At 33.0% G+C, this 16,958-nt stretch carries 18 protein-coding genes; 6 read left to right on the top strand and 12 right to left on the bottom strand.

Annotation, left to right across the window (positions count from 1 at the left end):
- Positions 1-8: 8 nt before the first annotated feature.
- Genes rplW through rpsJ form a run of 4 tightly spaced genes read right to left on the bottom strand, consistent with a single transcriptional unit; the run spans position 9 to position 1,932 of the window.
- On the bottom strand, positions 9-284 hold the full coding sequence (rplW, locus tag NST10_RS12255) for a 50S ribosomal protein L23 (protein WP_000388082.1): 276 nt from the start codon (positions 282-284) through the stop codon (positions 9-11).
- Positions 284-907: a 50S ribosomal protein L4 gene (gene rplD, locus NST10_RS12250; protein ID WP_000024830.1), complete on the bottom strand. Its 624-nt coding sequence runs from the start codon at positions 905-907 to the stop codon at positions 284-286. Before rplD ends, rplW begins: the two co-directional genes overlap by 1 nt.
- 26 nt (positions 908-933) lie before the next feature.
- Positions 934-1,596, bottom strand: a complete 663-nt coding sequence (gene rplC, locus NST10_RS12245) for a 50S ribosomal protein L3 (RefSeq protein ID WP_000160212.1) — start codon at positions 1,594-1,596, stop codon at positions 934-936.
- Positions 1,597-1,623: 27 nt separating this feature from the next.
- Positions 1,624-1,932 (bottom strand): 30S ribosomal protein S10, encoded by a 309-nt coding sequence (gene rpsJ, locus NST10_RS12240; protein ID WP_001118667.1) that lies wholly within the window; start codon positions 1,930-1,932, stop codon positions 1,624-1,626.
- A gap of 356 nt (positions 1,933-2,288) precedes the next feature.
- Between rpsJ and NST10_RS12235 the strand changes: the two genes are divergently transcribed.
- Positions 2,289-2,678, top strand: a complete 390-nt coding sequence (locus NST10_RS12235; RefSeq protein WP_339209979.1) for a hypothetical protein — start codon at positions 2,289-2,291, stop codon at positions 2,676-2,678.
- A gap of 192 nt (positions 2,679-2,870) precedes the next feature.
- Here the strand turns inward: NST10_RS12235 and NST10_RS12230 are convergent, their stop codons facing one another.
- The 3 genes from NST10_RS12230 to NST10_RS12220 form a co-directional block, all read right to left on the bottom strand.
- Positions 2,871-4,205 (bottom strand): NCS2 family permease, encoded by a 1,335-nt coding sequence (locus NST10_RS12230; RefSeq protein WP_000800700.1) that lies wholly within the window; start codon positions 4,203-4,205, stop codon positions 2,871-2,873.
- Positions 4,206-4,317: 112 nt separating this feature from the next.
- The gene (locus NST10_RS12225) at positions 4,318-6,453 is read right to left on the bottom strand and encodes a DNA topoisomerase III (protein WP_000838499.1); all 2,136 of its coding nucleotides are present in this window, start codon (positions 6,451-6,453) and stop codon (positions 4,318-4,320) included.
- A gap of 25 nt (positions 6,454-6,478) precedes the next feature.
- Positions 6,479-6,574 carry a hypothetical protein gene (locus NST10_RS12220; RefSeq protein WP_001790553.1) on the bottom strand — a complete coding sequence of 32 codons (96 nt, stop codon included), beginning with the start codon at positions 6,572-6,574 and terminating at the stop codon, positions 6,479-6,481.
- 65 nt (positions 6,575-6,639) lie between these two features.
- On the opposite strand from NST10_RS12220, the gene NST10_RS12215 reads away from it, so the two are divergent.
- Together NST10_RS12215 and NST10_RS12210 are read left to right on the top strand one after the other, a co-directional pair.
- On the top strand, positions 6,640-7,527 hold the full coding sequence (locus NST10_RS12215) for a GNAT family N-acetyltransferase (RefSeq protein ID WP_000029546.1): 888 nt from the start codon (positions 6,640-6,642) through the stop codon (positions 7,525-7,527).
- 180 nt (positions 7,528-7,707) lie between these two features.
- Positions 7,708-8,571 (top strand): GRP family sugar transporter, encoded by an 864-nt coding sequence (locus tag NST10_RS12210; RefSeq protein WP_001159900.1) that lies wholly within the window; start codon positions 7,708-7,710, stop codon positions 8,569-8,571.
- A gap of 107 nt (positions 8,572-8,678) precedes the next feature.
- On the opposite strand, the gene NST10_RS12205 is transcribed toward NST10_RS12210, so the two are convergent.
- Both NST10_RS12205 and NST10_RS12200 read right to left on the bottom strand, forming a co-directional pair.
- Positions 8,679-8,819 carry a hypothetical protein gene (locus NST10_RS12205; RefSeq protein WP_001791500.1) on the bottom strand — a complete coding sequence of 47 codons (141 nt, stop codon included), beginning with the start codon at positions 8,817-8,819 and terminating at the stop codon, positions 8,679-8,681.
- A gap of 170 nt (positions 8,820-8,989) precedes the next feature.
- Positions 8,990-9,898, bottom strand: a complete 909-nt coding sequence (locus NST10_RS12200; protein ID WP_000139200.1) for an AEC family transporter — start codon at positions 9,896-9,898, stop codon at positions 8,990-8,992.
- A 132-nt stretch (positions 9,899-10,030) separates the two neighbouring features.
- Between NST10_RS12200 and NST10_RS12195 the strand changes: the two genes are divergently transcribed.
- On the top strand, positions 10,031-10,195 hold the full coding sequence (locus tag NST10_RS12195; protein WP_000051210.1) for an SE1832 family protein: 165 nt from the start codon (positions 10,031-10,033) through the stop codon (positions 10,193-10,195).
- Between the two features lie 244 nt (positions 10,196-10,439).
- On the top strand, positions 10,440-10,757 hold the full coding sequence (mspA, locus tag NST10_RS12190) for a membrane stabilizing protein MspA (RefSeq protein WP_001161085.1): 318 nt from the start codon (positions 10,440-10,442) through the stop codon (positions 10,755-10,757).
- Between the two features lie 186 nt (positions 10,758-10,943).
- Here mspA and NST10_RS12185 read toward each other — a convergent pair whose 3' ends face one another.
- Together NST10_RS12185 and femX are read right to left on the bottom strand one after the other, a co-directional pair.
- Positions 10,944-14,111, bottom strand: a complete 3,168-nt coding sequence (locus NST10_RS12185) for an efflux RND transporter permease subunit (protein WP_000592291.1) — start codon at positions 14,109-14,111, stop codon at positions 10,944-10,946.
- A gap of 116 nt (positions 14,112-14,227) precedes the next feature.
- Complete coding sequence (gene femX, locus NST10_RS12180; RefSeq protein ID WP_000413875.1) at positions 14,228-15,493, bottom strand: lipid II:glycine glycyltransferase; 1,266 nt, start codon at positions 15,491-15,493, stop codon at positions 14,228-14,230.
- A gap of 388 nt (positions 15,494-15,881) precedes the next feature.
- Between femX and NST10_RS12175 the strand changes: the two genes are divergently transcribed.
- Positions 15,882-16,133 (top strand): hypothetical protein, encoded by a 252-nt coding sequence (locus tag NST10_RS12175; RefSeq protein WP_001573526.1) that lies wholly within the window; start codon positions 15,882-15,884, stop codon positions 16,131-16,133.
- Here NST10_RS12175 and NST10_RS12170 read toward each other — a convergent pair.
- Complete coding sequence (locus NST10_RS12170; protein ID WP_000600967.1) at positions 16,125-16,889, bottom strand: VOC family protein; 765 nt, start codon at positions 16,887-16,889, stop codon at positions 16,125-16,127. The two genes, NST10_RS12175 and NST10_RS12170, sit on opposite strands and share 9 nt — an antisense overlap.
- Between the last annotated feature and the right edge of the window lie 69 nt (positions 16,890-16,958).

Raw genomic sequence — 16,958 nt, 5'->3', positions numbered from 1 at the left:
TTGGTTTATTAGTTAAATAAGTCGATTGATCCTTCTTTAAGAGTTACAATCGCTTTTCTTCTTTTGTTTGTATAGCCTTGGTAACGGCCCATACGTTTTTTCTTAGGTTTGTAATTCATGATATTAACACTTGCAACTTTTACGTTGAAGATTTCTTCAACTGCCATTTTCACTTGTGTTTTGTTAACACGAGTATCAACGTCGAAAGTGTATTTGTCTTCAGCCATTGCTTCAGAAGATTTCTCAGTGATTACGGGGCGCTTAAGAATATCTCTTGCTTCCATTATCCGAGCACCTCCTCAACTTTTTTAGCAGCAGCTTCAGTAATTACTAAGCTGTCAGCATTAGTGATATCTAAAACATTTAAACCTTGAGCAGTTGTCACTTGAACGCCAGGGATGTTGCGTGCTGATAATTCAACATTTACATCTTCGTTTTCAGTAACTACTAATACTTTTTTAGGTTGTTCTAATGTAGATAATACATTTTTGAATTCTTTAGTTTTTGGAGCTTCGAAGTTGAATGCGTCAACTACAGTTAAGCCATTCTCTTGAACTTTGAAAGATAATGCTGAGCGTAAAGCTAAACGACGCATTTTCTTAGGCATTTTGTATGCATAACTTCTTGGAGTTGGTCCGAATACGATACCACCGCCACGCCATTGTGGAGCACGGATTGTACCTTGACGAGCACGACCTGTTCCTTTTTGCTTCCATGGTTTACGTCCGCCACCGCTTACTGCTGAACGATTCTTAACAGCATGCGTACCTTGACGTAATGAAGCACGTTGTAAATTAATAGCTTCGAATAAAACGCTATTATTTGGCTCAATACCGAATACTGCATCGCTTAATTCGATTGAACCTGATTTAGTTCCGTCTAATTTTAAAACATCATAATTAGCCATTATGCATTTCCTCCTTTCACTTCTTATTATTTATTACCTTTTTTAATTGAAGTTCTGATTTCTACTAAACCTTTTTTAGGTCCAGGTACATTACCTTTTACTAAGATAACTTTGTTTTCTGTGTCAACTTGAACTACTTCTAAGTTTTGAACAGTTACAGTGTTTCCACCCATACGTCCTGGCATTTTTTGGCCTTTGAATACTCTAGAAGCATCTGAAGCCATACCTACAGAACCTGGCGCTCTGTGGAAATGAGAACCGTGTGACATAGGTCCACGAGATTGTCCGTGGCGTTTAATTGCACCTTGGAAACCTTTACCTTTTGATACGCCTGTTACGTCAATAACGTCGCCAGCTACAAAAGTATCTACTGAGACTTCTTGACCTACTTCGTAAGCATCCACGTCTACATTGCGGAATTCACGAATGAAGCGCTTAGGTGCTGCGTCAGCTTTTTTAGCGTGACCTTCAGCTGGTTTATTAGCATATTTGTTAGATTTTGCATCTTTTTTGTATGCTTTTTTGTCTTCAAATCCAACTTGGATTGCGTTGTATCCATCAACTTCTACAGTTTTCTTTTGTAATACAACATTTTCTTTAGCTTCTACTACTGTTACAGGGATTAATTCACCGTTTTCTCCGAATACTTGTGTCATCCCAATTTTTCTTCCTAAGATTCCTTTGGTCATCGAAAGTCCACCTCCTAAAATTGTCTATTATAATTTGATTTCGATGTCTACACCAGATGGTAAGTTTAAGCCCATTAAAGCGTCAACTGTTTTTGGTGTTGGGTTTACAATATCGATTAAACGTTTATGTGTACGTTGTTCGAATTGTTCACGTGAATCTTTATACTTATGCACGGCACGGATGATTGTGTATACCGATTTCTCAGTTGGTAACGGAATTGGTCCAGAAACATCTGCACCAGAACGTTTCGCTGTTTCTACAATCTTCTCTGCTGATTGATCAATCACGCGGTGATCATAAGCTTTTAATCTGATTCTGATTTTTTGTTTTGCCATAATTTTCCCTCCTTATTCGTCTACATTTAGTGATAGACTTCTCCACGAAAACTATCTTACACAGCGCCATGGCAAAGCGGCCGGGTGTGTCAGTAACCTTTCGCTTCATCGCTTTTCTTAAAGTCCAACGTTAGTTATATTACACGAAAAACATCGATAAATCAAGGCTTTTCACATAATTTTTCTATCTGTCTAACACATACTTTTATATTTTACTTTATATACTTAGTCAGTTCAACTATTTTCGAGATATTTTTTATTTCCTTCTTTATTGTAAATTCGTACCTTGAATCATTTTATTATTATCATTGAAAATTATTCTATATAATTAGTCATAAGAACGGTGGTGAATGAATATGAAAAATGGACCAAAATTATCTTTAGCACTTATAGGTATCTTTTTAATACTTTGTGAGTTTTTCTATGGCATTCCTTTTTTAGGTGCAACGTTTATTTTAAGTTTTGGATGGCAGCCTTTACTCTTTAATGCATTACTTTATCTAATTCTTACTATTATATTATTAGTGAATAGACAAAATACAATTAGACCTATAGCGATTATTCCAATATTTGGTATAGTAGGTAGTTTTTTAGCTATTATCCCCTTCTTAGGAATTTTGATTCATTGGATTTTATTTTTCCTAATGATTCTATTTGTCCTAGTTGTATTATCAGCGCCAACCTATATACCTAATAAAAATGCTCGTGTCATTTACACACAATACAAAGATGGACATAGAGAATAATTCTTAAAACCTTTTTAATTAGGTATATATATTATAGAAGAAACACGTTCAACAATTTTAAAAGAAGTATATTTATATCGGATATTTAAAGACATTCATAATATTGCTTTATGTTATTTCGCTTCTTATTTTATCCTTACTTCAAAGAAAAAACGACTACCAATCATTGGCAGTCGTTTTTTGTGTCTGGAGTTAACCATGAACAAATATGAAGTACAAAATGAATAGTACCATTAATACATACATTATCGGATGTACTTCTTTATGTTTTTTAGAGATAAGCATTGTAATTGGATAGAAAATAAATCCACACGCAATACCAGTTGCAATTGAATATGATAAAGGCATCATAATGATTGTAATGAATGCTGGCACTGCAACTTCAAAACTTTTCCAGTTTATTTCAGCAAAGTTTGCAGCCATTAATACACCTACCACCACTAAAGCTGGTGTCGTAACTGCACTTGTTACAACAGCGATTAACGGACTAAAGAATAGCGCTAATAGGAAACAACAACCTGTTACGATACTAGCAAATCCTGTTCTAGCACCTACAGCAACACCTGAAGTTGATTCGATATAAGAAGTTGTTGTAGTTGTTCCAAAAACTGATCCTACAATCGTAGCTAAAGAATCTGAGAACAATGCTCTACCAGCTCTTGGTAATTTATTATCTTTCATAATACCTGCTTGAGTAGCAACGGCTACTAATGTACCAGCTGTATCAAAGAAATCAATAAATAAGAACGTTAAAATAACAATTAAGAACTGTATCGTTAATAATTGACTTGGGTCTTTAAACGCTTCAAATGCAGCGCCGAACGTTGGTTCAATACTTGGAATCTTACCTACAATACCAGATGGCATTTGAATCAATCCAGTGAACATACCAACGATTGCTGTGATGATCATACCGATAAAGATAGAACCTGGCAATTTAATTGCATATAAAATAACTGTAATAACGATACCGAATATCGCTAAAAGTACTGGTGGATCAGTTAAATGTCCCAATGTTACTAATGTAGATTCATTTTTAACTATAATACCCGAACTTTGTAAACCTACAAATGTAATGAATAACCCTATACCTGCTGAAACAGCCATCTTCATTTGATAAGGAATTGCATTAATAATAACTTCCCTAAACCCTGTGACAGTTAATATCGCAAAGAATATACCTGAGAATAAAACACCTGTTAAACCAACTTGCCAAGGAATACCCATGGTTAACACAACAGTAAATGCAAAGAATGCATTTAATCCCATACCTGGTGCTAACGCAATTGGATATTTAGCTATTAGCCCCATGAATAGCGAGCCTACAAATGCTGCTAATGCAGTCGCTACAAAAATGGCACCTTGGTCCATTTTCATATCTTCTGATACGCCTTTAACACCTGCTAAACTTAAAACTTGCGGGTTAACTGCTAAAATATAGGCCATAGATAAGAAAGTTGTGATACCGCCTAATATTTCTCTTTTAAAGTTTGTTCCATATTTATCGAACTGGAAATAGTTTTTCACGAATGGATGCTCCTTTTTTTAAAATACCTTAATAGTTTAATATCATTCTTAATAAAAAACAATACCAAAAGCGAACTTTTCGATTTTATGATTCAACTTTGTTCGATTTTATCTATAAATTCAAGTTTTTTAATGCATCTTTAAACGGATTATTGTCTAAACCTTCATTTTTATTCATATACTTTTTCATTTCTTTACGAGATACTTTACCAGAGGATTTAGACTTCATACGCTGATCCATATGTGCTTGCGTTTCAGAATGTCCACAAACACAACGATATACCGCTTCTTTTCCTTTACCAAACAACGTTAATTTCTTTTTACAGTTTGGACATCTTGCATTTGTTTTGCGCTGTACATTCTTTTTCGTCTTACAAGATGGATCTTGGCACACAAGCATCTGACCATTTTTAGTTTTAACTTTAATCATGAATTTACCACACGTTGGGCATTCAGTGGTTGTTAAATTATCGTGTTTATATTTACGATCACTATTTTTTATCCCATTTACAACATCTTTCGTAAAATCTTTCATTTCATTAATGAATGTTTTCGCCTGATATTTACCACGTTCAATTAAAAGTAATTTTTCTTCCCATTGTGCAGTTAAAAGTGGCGACGTTAATTCTTCTGGTGCTAATTCTAATATTTGTTTACCTTTTGACGTCACTTTAATTTTACCGTCTCTTGATTCAATGGCATTCATATTAAATAATTTATCGATAATGTCGGCCCTTGTTGCAACTGTGCCGATACCACCTGTTTGTTTTAATGTTTGCGCATATTTTTTATCCTTCAATTGAATAAAGTTCTGAGGGTTCTCCATCGCTTTTAATAACGAACCTTCATTAAAATATTCTGGAGGTGTTGTTTCATGTTCTCTAATGTTTGTTTTTGAAATCTTCACTTCATCGCCTTCTGAAAAAGGCTGTTGCATCTCTGTAATAGATTCACCTTGTCTAATAGATTTAAAGCCTAATACAGTTGTTACATTCTCTTTCAAAACAAATGTGTGCCCTGCAACCTCTAAAGTAACAGTTATCGCGTCATACTCGTGCGGAGACATTAAAGCTTCTAAAAAACGCTCGACAATCATATCGTATAACTTTAATTCTCTATTACTTAAGTCTGACATGACAGGTCTCACTTCTGTAGGAATAATTGCATGGTGATCAGATACTTTTTGATTATTAAATATCGACATTTTTGATGAAAATGTTTTAGACATTAATGGGCGCGCTTGGTCTTTATATGTTGTTGCCATCGTCGCCTGAATACGTTCTTTCATAGTATCTACCATATCAGTTGTTAAATAGTTTGAATCTGTTCTTGGATAGGTTACGACTTTATGTCTCTCATATAAACTTTGAAGTGTATTCAATGTTTCTTTAGGTCCAATTTTATAACGTCTATACATATCTTGTTGTAAATCTGTTAAATTGTACAGTGATTGCGGATACGACTTCTTATGTTTAGTAGCAACAGATTTAATCTTACCATCGACATTTTTCAAATTATTAACTATCTGTTCTAAAGTTTCTTTATTGGTATATCGCTGATTTGATTCTAGCTGAAAATCAAACCCTTTTACCGTTAATGATAATGTATAGTATTGTTGTGGTTTGAACTGATTAATCTCTTGTTGTCGTGTATTTACTAATTGAATCGTTGGTGTCTGAACACGTCCCAGGGATAGCTGTGCATCATACTTTGTTGTTAGTGCACGCGTTGCATTAATCCCAACAATCCAATCCGCCTCACTTCTCGCTAACGCTGCATAATACAAATCGTTATATTGGCGACCGTCTTTTAAATTTTTAAAACCTTGTTGAATAGCTTTTTTAGTAACTGAGCTAATCCATAATCGACGGAGTGGCTTTTTGTTACCAACTTTATCCAAAATCAATCTTGCAACTAGTTCACCTTCTCGTCCAGCATCTGTTGCAATAATAATATCTTTCACTTTATTATCTAAAATTAACGCTTTTACTGTTTTAAATTGTTTGCTTGTTTTACCAATAACAACAGTTTTCATATATTTAGGTATAATTGGAAGGTCTTCTAATCGCCATTCCTTTAAATTTTTATCGTATTGTTCAGGTGTCGCATTTGTCACTAGATGACCTAACGCCCACGTGACAATATATTGGTTATTTTCAAAGTAACCATTACGCTTTTGATTTATTTGTAAAGCATCAGCAATATCTCTTGCGACTGATGGTTTTTCAGCTAATATTAAAGATTTCATAAATTATCCTTTCTCATACTTTCTTTTATTTCGAACGTGCTTCATCTATTCCACTAATCTTTGATTTAAATTCAATGATTGCAAATGATGTGTTAAATGTATTGTAACATGTTAATATCACTATTAACTTTCATTTCAGTTGAAATACTATATAATAAAAGTAACAAAAAGTACGGAGGTAATGACATGAGCATAGTTCAGTTATATGATATTACACAAATAAAATCGTTCATTAAACATTCGAATTATGAATCAGCATCATACTTATATAAACTTCCTCAACAGTACAATGAAATAGATGTATTAATAACCGATGCGATTGAATCACCTGGTGTATTTTCAATTAAAGAAAACGATTCAATTAAAGCAATCATATTGTCTTTTGCATACGATAAAAATAAATTCAAAGTCATAGGTCCTTTCGTGGCTGACAATTATGTATTATCTGTCGAAACGTTTGAAACGCTGTTTAAAACAATGACTTCGAATCAACCTGACGATGCCGTCTTTAACTTTTCTTTTGAAGAAGGCATTCAACAATACAAACCATTAATGAAAGTTATTCAAGCAAGTTATAACTTCACTGACTATTACATAGAAGCCCGTACAAGATTAGAAGAAGATATGCACCAACCAAATATCATTCCTTATCACAAAGGGTTTTATCGTGCTTTCAGCAAATTACACACAACTACATTTAAATATCAGGCCCAGTCACCACAAGATATCATTGATAGTTTAGACGACCATCATCATTTGTTTTTATTTGTTAGCGAAGGTTTACTTAAAGGTTATTTATACCTTGAAATTGATTCACAACAGTCAATCGCCGAGATTAAATACTTCAGTTCTCATGTAGATTACCGTTTGAAAGGTATCGCTTTCGAGTTGCTTGCGTATGCATTGCAATATGCTTTTGATAACTTTGATATTAGAAAAGTTTATTTTAAAATTCGTAACAAAAATAATAAACTCATCGAACGATTTAATGGTCTAGGTTTCCATATCAACTATGAGTACATTAAATTCAAATTCGAATCACGTAACGTAAAAGATCAAACAATCCCTGAATAAAATACCAAGCAAATACCCCACAGTACATCATTAGCATGTATTGTGGGTTTTTCTACTTTTTGTAAATATTGAAAATTATAAGTAGTTGTTTTTTACTATTAGGGCAGAATGCTTTACAATAACATGCAAGTGTCAATTAAGGGGAGCACTTGCATAAATAGTATAGGAGAGTGAGTAGTCTTGCAATTTCTTGATTTCTTAATCGCACTTTTACCTGCTTTATTCTGGGGAAGTGTCGTTCTTATTAATGTGTTCGTCGGCGGTGGACCTTACAACCAAATTCGTGGTACGACGCTAGGCGCACTCATTGTTGGATTAGGTTTACTTATTACTGGTTTCGCAAAATTCAATAATCCTACTGTAATTATTGTCGGTCTTATTTCTGGTGCATTATGGGCGTTTGGACAAGCGAATCAGCTTAAATCTATTAGTTTAATCGGTGTATCAAATACTATGCCAGTTTCTACAGGTATGCAATTAGTTGGTACAACATTATTCAGTGTTATCTTTTTAGGTGAATGGTCTTCAATGACTCAAATTATCTTTGGTTTAATCGCCATGATATTATTAGTTACTGGTGTAGCACTTACTTCACTTAAAGCTAAAAATGAACGTCAATCAGATAATCCTGAATTTAAAAAAGCAATGGGTATTTTAATTGTATCTACAGTTGGATATGTAGGTTTCGTTGTACTTGGTGACATCTTTGGTGTTGGTGGAACTGATGCATTGTTCTTCCAATCTGTCGGTATGGCAATTGGTGGCTTTATCCTATCCATGAATCATAAAACATCACTTAAATCAACAGCACTTAATCTATTGCCAGGTGTGATTTGGGGAATTGGTAACTTGTTCATGTTCTATTCTCAACCAAAAGTTGGTGTAGCTACAAGTTTCTCATTATCACAGTTACTTGTTATCGTTTCAACATTAGGCGGTATTTTCATTTTAGGCGAAAGAAAAGATCGTCGTCAGATGACTGGTATTTGGGTAGGTATTATAATTATCGTGATAGCTGCTATAATTCTAGGTAATTTGAAATAGAAAGTTAAATACTCATGTAACGTAAAAATGTTATCGTTTCTGAAAATAACCATTCACTTTTAGAATGTTTAAAATTAATTTTCGTGAATTTTACGTTGAATGTTCCTCTATATGTCCCAGGAAATACATGGCTCTAAAAACAAAACGCAATAACACATCATGACATTAATCATGCGGTTTAAGACTTTAAAATTAGCGATACTTTTAAAGTCTTGATGATATTCGTTTATCAGGTATGCGCCATACATATGAAGTGGATAGCTGCATAACGCACTGCATTATCTGCTAGAATGTATGAGTTGAACAACTATGTCATAAATAAAAGCCCCCTTTTCACACTATGCATTTACATATTGTGGTAAAGGGGGCTCTCATTTTCTACGAATACTAAAATGGATTTTATTTTCAAATGTGTAAACTAGACAAACACTGCCTGATACACGTACAAAATAATGATACTAATAATGATTGTTAAATTGGTCGTCATACCTATAAATGGCAGTGTTCGATATTTAAACTGAATACCATAAGAAATAATTGCGACACCAACCGGGAACATCCAAGTGACCAACAATGTCGTCTTAATCATATCATCTGATACCGGTAGCAACACATGTACTAACAATCCCGCAACTAATGCTAATCCATAATGTAAACATAAATATTTAATAGTAGCAGGTATATACTTTCTTTCCAGAGTAAAATTCAACATGACACCTAGCAAAATCATTGATAACGGCATATTTGCATGGGAAAGTATGCTAAAGAAATCGATTGCCACATGTGGTAAATGGATGTGACTTATATTCAATATAAACATTACAATGTATGTAACGAGTGGCACTGATTGTAATAATTTCTTACCTAAATATTTAAAATCGAATTGATCACTACCTTCACTAAAGTAGCTACCTACAAAGTAAGTAATTCCAAACATCACAAAGGCACCACCTATATCAGCCATACCAAAATAAATAAGTCCCGTTTTAGGCCATATCACTTCAATTAGTGGATATGCAAACAATCCAATATTCATAGCACCAGTCATCATACCTACTGATCCACGCATGTGATTATCATATTTTCTAAAAAACCAGACAGCAATCATTTTCGCCACAATACCATAGATAATCATTAAAATTGGTAAAATGGATAATGACAATTTTAATTCTGCACTGTTTAAATTCACAATAACTAAAGATGGGAGTGTGACATTAAGAACTAATGTAGCAATGACTTGACTATCTGTTGCCTTTATATAATTAATGCGCTTCAAAAAGTAACCAAGCGCAATTAATAAAATAATCATAGTAAATTGTTCTGTCACTGTTATCCCTTCTTTCAATAATCTTCATAATTTATAACTTTAACATACTCCACAGATATTTTAGAAGTCTACTGTTTCATGCTATAATCTACATTAAATGCACTTAATTATATTTCAAAGGAGTGTTATAGTATGTCTTTAGAAAACCAACTAGCCGAACTTAAATATGATTATGTTCGTCTTCAAGGTGACTTAGAAAAACGGGAATCTTTGAATTTAGATACTTCCGCTCTTGTTCGTCAACTTAAAGATATTGAAAATGAAATTAGAAACGTTCGTGCTCAAATGCAAGATTAATAATCTATCATTCAGACAATAAATGCTTTTCATTACATAAATTTGACTAGCATTGCTCTGAATACGTTATATTGATGAATTGCTTCATTTTTCGCTCAATTACATCTAGAATCACAAGATGTTGTCGTGTTATGATTTAGTGTCTCATTAACAACATACGCGCATATCTATCCCAACACTGCTATTTATGTTTTCTACGCTACTGTACTACATGAACCCTTTGAAACGGAGAGGAAGTTATCATATGCAATTTTATCTGATTTTACTAGCAATACTTTATCTAATTGTTAGTTTTATTAGTATTTTTAAAATGGAAGTTGTATTTACTCGAATTTTGAGAATTATTATGGGTGTGTTGTTATTATTCGTCTTAGCATTAACGACGATGAGTTTTCCAAAAGAGAATTGGTGGGTATTTATCGTCTTATTACTCTTAGTTGGTAATGTCGAAGTGACAGGATTTAAAATGCTTAAAAAAGATCTAAAAGGCGTAAACATCTTGAATTTAATGTCATTATTTATCTTCGTCATATATTTCATCTTAACCATCGTACTATTCTAAGTAATAAACAAAACATGCAATAACATAATTGCAACCTTATATTATCATCAGATTACATATCGAATGCCAGTATTGTTTTATTAACACATCGATTAAATCGCACGTGAAATAAGGTCTAAAATTTCAAATTTTAAAAAGCCATAAAAGTAGTCAACATCATGACCGCTTTTATGGCTTTTATATTATCTATCGTTTAGTGAATCGTTTTTTTAAAGTAAAGAGAATTTCATATATTACTGGTACAACTACAAGTGTTAATAAAGTTGATGAAATTAAACCACCAATAACTGTAGCGGCTAATCCTTTCGAAATAAGAATCGAGCTATCTTGACCAAATAACAAAGGAACTAATGCACCGATTGTTGCAATCGCCGTCATTAATATCGGTCTAATTCTAGTACCGCCTGCTTCGATTAATGCTTCTTTCATCTCCATGCCCTGCTGCTCATTATTAATGACACGGTCTATTAACACAATGGCATTTGTTACTACAATTCCAATTAACATTAGCATACCAATTAAACTTGGTACTGATATTGTTTCTCCTGTGATTAATAGTGCAATAATTACACCGATAACTGTAAATGGTAAAGAGAATAAAATTGTAAATGGTGCTAAGCCACCTTTAAATGTAATAACTAGGATTAAATATACGATAATGATTGCAGCTAACATTGCAAAGGCTAATTGTGTCATTGCATTGTTAATATCATCTGATGCACCACCGATATTAACCTTTACATTATTCGGTTTGTCCAAATTATTTATTTTAGACATCACTTGTCGTGTTGTGCCACCCACATCTTTATTTGTTACTTTAGCAGATACCGTCGTTGCATAATCACCTTGTTCTTGCGTCAATTTACTTGGTGTCGTTGTTTTAACTAACGTAGCGATATCTCCCAATTTAATCGTACCACCAGTCGGCTTTTTCAAAGTTATATTATTCAACTTATCTTCTGACCAGTCTGTTTGCTTATTTTGTTTGACTTTAACATCAACAGTTTTACCATTTTCTTTAACAGTCGTAACTGTTTTTTCTGGTAAGTTTTCATTCAAGTGCATTGCAAGTTGACTTGCAGAAATACCATTTTCTGCCGCTTTATTTTGATCAACTTTAATTTCATACTGATCATATGTTTGTGATAAATCAGATTTGACATTGGCTAGACCTTTAACCTGTTTCATTTTCTGTTCAATATCTTTTACAGTTGATTTTATGGCATCCATAGATGGACCTTTCACAGTAACCTCTACAGATTTATTACCTGCACCTGTTCCTAAATCTTGATTTTTCCACTCTCCAGGATGTTTAAAGCCATCTGCATGTTTAATAACCTTATCCGCTTCTACATCAAAATTAGGCGTGTCATTATCATATTCAACCATGATTGCCATACTATTTGTACTACCCGTTGGATCTACTGGACTACTACCGCCAACTGAGTATTGAATTGTTTTTACATGCTTTTTCTGTTTTAAATATTTTTCAACATCTTTCGCATGATTCAACACTGCTTGCTCCGTTTCACCAGGCTTCGGTGTATAAGTAATAGCTAAAAATTTATCGTCACCTGCTGAAATAAAGCTAGTGCCTAGTCTCGGTCCTCCAAATACAATAGTTGTAACCAAAATTAATGTACTTAATATAATTACAATCCACTTATGATTTAGTGACCAATGCAATACTTTTTTATAAGTTGTACTAACAACACCTAATCCTTCTTGATGTTGTTTATTACGACGTTTAACGCCTTTTTTAAATAGTGTTGCTGCCAACGCTGGAACGAGTGTAATTGACACTAATAACGATGCTAATAAACTAAATGCAATAGCCAATGCAAAAGGTCTAAACATTTCTCCTACTGAACCTGATACAAACACAAGTGGTAAGAAGACGATAATAGTAACTAGTGTCGATGACATTATTGGTTTAAATACTTCAGTTGTCGCACTGATAATTAAATTTTCACCTTTTAGTTGTTCTTCTGAATCTGTTAAGCGTCGATAAATATTTTCAACAACTACAATCGAATCGTCTATCACACGTCCAATCGCTACTGTTAATGCACCTAACGTTAGTATATTCAATGAAACATCACTCAATTTCAGAGCAATAAGCGCCATAAGAAGTGATAATGGAATGGATATAATAGAAATTGCCGTCGTACGAATGTTTCTTAAAAACAGCAAAATAACTATAATTGCCACGATTGTACCTAATGATGCTTTTTCAACCATCGTATAAAGTGATTTCTCAACAGGCTTTGCAGTATCCATTGTTTTTGTGACATTAAAATCTTTATTTTCATCAACGAATGTATCAATTTTACGCTGTACATCTTTGGCTACTTGAACTGTATTGGCATCTTGAGCTTTAGTTATTTGTAGATTAACCGCATCCTTGCCATTCGTTTTAGAAATAGAAGTACGCACATCACCAACTGTAATATCAGCTAAATCTCCTAGTTTCGCTGTCGGCATACCACTTATATTATTTGATGCTGACGTTTTTGAATTTTGCTGCGGTGATGCCTGATTAACGTCTGACATGGCTGAATTTTGTTTATTGTCACTTTGGGATTGAGATTGCCCTTGCCCTCCTGCCAACGTTAATGGAATATTTATGTTTTTAAAAGCATCAACAGATTGATATTGACCATCAACAACAATTGATTTATCTTTATCACCAAATTGGAACAATCCAAGTGGCGTTGTTCTTGTTGCCGTTTTTAGATAGTTTTCTACATCATCAGCAGTCAACCCATATTTTTCAAGTTCATTTTGCTTAAATTTAAGGGTGATTTCACGGTTCGTCTGCCCATTTAATTGCGCATTTTGCACACCATCTACCGTTTGTAATTTTGGTATTAATTGTTCATTCAGTACTTTCGTTACTTTTTTCAAGTCATTCTCTTTATTTGAAAATGAATATGCTAAAACCGGAAAAGCGTCCATCGAATTACGTCTTAATTCTGGTTGACCAACTTCATCTTTAAATTTAATTTTATCGATTTCTTTTTTAAGCTGTTCTTCTGCTTTATCCATATCTGTATTATTTTCATATTCAACTGTTACAATTGAAGCATTTTGTATGGATTGCGTTTTAACATTTTTCACATATGCCAACGATCTTACTTGATTGTCAATTTTACTACTTATTTCATCTTGGGTACTTTGTGGCGTTGCACCCGGCATTGATGTTGTAACTGAAATAACTGGATTTTGTACATTTGGTAGTAATTCTAATTTCAATTTAGCACTCGCGTATACACCGCCCAAGACAACTAAAACAACCATTAAAAAGATAGCAAACTTATTCCCCAAAGAAAATTGTAATAGCTTTTTTATCACAGTACTTCCCCCTCTTTCACTATATTCAAAAATATTTTACTCAACCATTCTATATTGTGTAAAAAAATCTGAACGCAAATGACAGTCTTATGAGCGTTCAGATTTCAGTCGTTAATCTATTTTCGTTTTAATTTACGAGATATTTTAATTTTAGCTTTTGTTAAACGCGGTTTAACTTGCTCAATTAATTGGTACAATGGCTGATTCAATACATAATCAAATTCACCAATCTTTTCACTTAAGTATGTTCCCCACACTTTTTTAAATGCCCATAATCCATAATGTTCTGAGTCTTTATCTGGATCATTATCTGTACCACCGAAATCGTAAGTTGTTGCACCATGTTCACGTGCATACTTCATCATCGTATACTGCATATGATGATTTGGTAAAAAATCTCTAAATTCATTAGAAGACGCACCATATAAGTAATATGATTTTGAGCCAGCAAACATTAATAGTGCACCAGAAAGATAAATACCTTCAGGATGTTCCTTTTCTAAAGCTTCTAGGTCTCGTTTTAAATCTTCATTTTTAGCAATTTTATTTTGCGCATCATTAATCATATTTTGCGCTTTTTTAGCTTGCTTTTCAGATGTTTCCATCTTCTGCTGCCATTTAGCAATTTCGGCATGAAGTTCATTCAATTCTTGATTTACTTTCGCTATATTTTCTTTTGGATCCAACTTTACTAAAAATAGTTCAGCATCTCCATCTTCATGCAACGCATCATAAATATTTTCAAAGTAACTAATATCACGCGTTAAGAAGCCATCGCGTTCCCCAGTGATTTTCATTAATTCAGCAAATGTTTTTAAACCTTCTCTATCAGATCGTTCTACTGTCGTACCTCGTTTTAAAGCCAAGCGCACTTTTGAACGATTTCGGCGTTCGAAGCTATTTAATAACTCATCATCATTTTTATCAATTGGTGTAATCATAGTCATACGTGGTTGGATGTAGTCTTTTGATAAACCTTCTTTAAATCCTTTATGTTTAAAACCAAGCGCTTTCAAATTTTGCAAAGCATCTGTACCTTTATCAACTTCAACATCAGGATCGATTTTAATTGCATACGCTTTCTCAGCTTTAGCAATTTCTTTTGCACTGTCTAACAATGCATTTAACGCCTCTTTATTACTATAATCAACAACAAAACCACGTGAAATATAACATAGCGTATAAGGTAATTTAGGTACTTTTTTAAAAAGTAACTGCGCAACACCCTGAATTTCACCGTCACGACCTACAGCGATTCTTCGCGCGTACCATCCAGTTAATTTTTTTGTTTCTGCCCATTTCGTTAATTGTAATAAATCTCCATTTGGGTTAGATTTAACAAATGCGTCATGTTCCTGATTAGTGATATGCATCTTTTCCATGATTTATGATATCTCCTTCTATTTAACAATACCTTTAATTATACAGTTTGTATCTTATAGTGTCGATTCAGAGCTTGTGTAAGATTTGAACTCTTATTTTTGAAATGTCCATGCTCCAATTAATAGTTTAGCAAGTTCAAATTTACTCATTTTAATTGTGAATCATTTTATATCTATGCTTCCTGTTAAATTTAATGTTATCGTACAATTAATACTTTTCAACTAGTTACCTATACTTCAATATACTTTCATCATCTAACACGATATTCATTTCTAACATGAACCAATTTGACTTCAATGAATAAATTTCTCCTCAAGCAACCACATTAATGTTCATATACAATTACCCCTGTTATAATGTCAATAATCTAACAATGAGGTGTTTGATATGAGAACAATTATTTTAAGTCTATTTATAATTATGAACATCGTTGCAATCATTATGACATTGAGTCAACCTCTCACCGTGAATTACTTTAGTTTACGGGTTATACTTATCTTTTTCACATTTATATTATCAATCTTTTTCATTTTAATTAAGTCATCACGATTAAATAATATATTAACGATTCTTTCCATTGCGCTTGCCATTATTCATATGGGCATTCTCGCTCATAGCACTTACGTATATTTATACTAATGGTTCAAAGCGATAAATAGCACCTCTGATAAAAATTGAATATGGTGAAGTTGCTTGTGCGTCTTTTATTATAACCGAATGATATTTTGAAACTTTACCATCTTCAATTCTAAAATAAATATCATCATTTTTTAAAATCAAATCTGTGTAATGGTCGTTCTCTTCTACAATGTCCATATCAAACCATTTCAACCAATTCGATACTGTTTGTGATCGGTTTTTACTTTTCACAATAACAGTTTCAATTGAAAATTGTTTTTGAAAATATTTTTGTAATTTTTTAGTACGCATGGAATCACTTTCTTCCCATTGAATAAAAAATGGTGGCTTAATTTCATCATCATCCTGATTCATTATATAAAGCAATTGCCACTTTACCTTACCATCTTTATGTGTATCTCTTTCCATTTGAATCGGTCCTACTACTTCAACCTGCTCACTTTGTAGTTTATTTTTAACTGCCTCTATATCATTTGTACGCAAACAAATATTTTTAAAGCCTTGCTCATACTTCTCTTGAACAATTTGAGTAGCAAAAGCGACTCCACCTTCTATCGTTTTTGCCATCTTTTTCAACTTTTCATTATTTTCTACATCTAGTAGCTCAATATAATTTTCATTGATATAACCTAATTTATTGAATGTTCCATATTTATGATGATACCCACCTGAATGTAATTTTATAACATCTCCTGGAAAACTAAACCGATCTAACTGATCTATATAATGAATGATGTGATCAAATTTCAATATCATTAGTATCCCCCTATTTACATGTAATTACGCTTATTTTAACAAAGTATAAATATTTTTGCTCTTAATAAT

Source organism: Staphylococcus sp. FSL W8-0305, from assembly GCF_037966415.1.
Classification (GTDB): domain Bacteria; phylum Bacillota; class Bacilli; order Staphylococcales; family Staphylococcaceae; genus Staphylococcus; species Staphylococcus aureus.
The sequence above is the reverse complement of the archived record's forward strand: the minus strand, read 5'-3'. Positions and strand labels throughout refer to the sequence as shown.

What these genes read in the sequence shown, in the direction of transcription:
- rplW (WP_000388082.1), bottom strand. Translation starts at nt 284, where the DNA reads ATGGAAGCAAGAGATATTCTTAAGCGCCCCGTAATCACTGAGAAATCT.
- rplD (WP_000024830.1), bottom strand. Translation starts at nt 907, where the DNA reads ATGGCTAATTATGATGTTTTAAAATTAGACGGAACTAAATCAGGTTCA.
- rplC (WP_000160212.1), bottom strand. Translation starts at nt 1,596, where the DNA reads ATGACCAAAGGAATCTTAGGAAGAAAAATTGGGATGACACAAGTATTC.
- rpsJ (WP_001118667.1), bottom strand. Translation starts at nt 1,932, where the DNA reads ATGGCAAAACAAAAAATCAGAATCAGATTAAAAGCTTATGATCACCGC.
- NST10_RS12235 (WP_339209979.1), top strand. Translation starts at nt 2,289, where the DNA reads ATGAAAAATGGACCAAAATTATCTTTAGCACTTATAGGTATCTTTTTA.
- NST10_RS12225 (WP_000838499.1), bottom strand. Translation starts at nt 6,453, where the DNA reads ATGAAATCTTTAATATTAGCTGAAAAACCATCAGTCGCAAGAGATATT.
- NST10_RS12215 (WP_000029546.1), top strand. Translation starts at nt 6,640, where the DNA reads ATGAGCATAGTTCAGTTATATGATATTACACAAATAAAATCGTTCATT.
- NST10_RS12205 (WP_001791500.1), bottom strand. Translation starts at nt 8,819, where the DNA reads ATGTATGGCGCATACCTGATAAACGAATATCATCAAGACTTTAAAAGT.
- NST10_RS12195 (WP_000051210.1), top strand. Translation starts at nt 10,031, where the DNA reads ATGTCTTTAGAAAACCAACTAGCCGAACTTAAATATGATTATGTTCGT.
- mspA (WP_001161085.1), top strand. Translation starts at nt 10,440, where the DNA reads ATGCAATTTTATCTGATTTTACTAGCAATACTTTATCTAATTGTTAGT.
- femX (WP_000413875.1), bottom strand. Translation starts at nt 15,493, where the DNA reads ATGGAAAAGATGCATATCACTAATCAGGAACATGACGCATTTGTTAAA.
- NST10_RS12175 (WP_001573526.1), top strand. Translation starts at nt 15,882, where the DNA reads ATGAGAACAATTATTTTAAGTCTATTTATAATTATGAACATCGTTGCA.
- NST10_RS12170 (WP_000600967.1), bottom strand. Translation starts at nt 16,889, where the DNA reads ATGATATTGAAATTTGATCACATCATTCATTATATAGATCAGTTAGAT.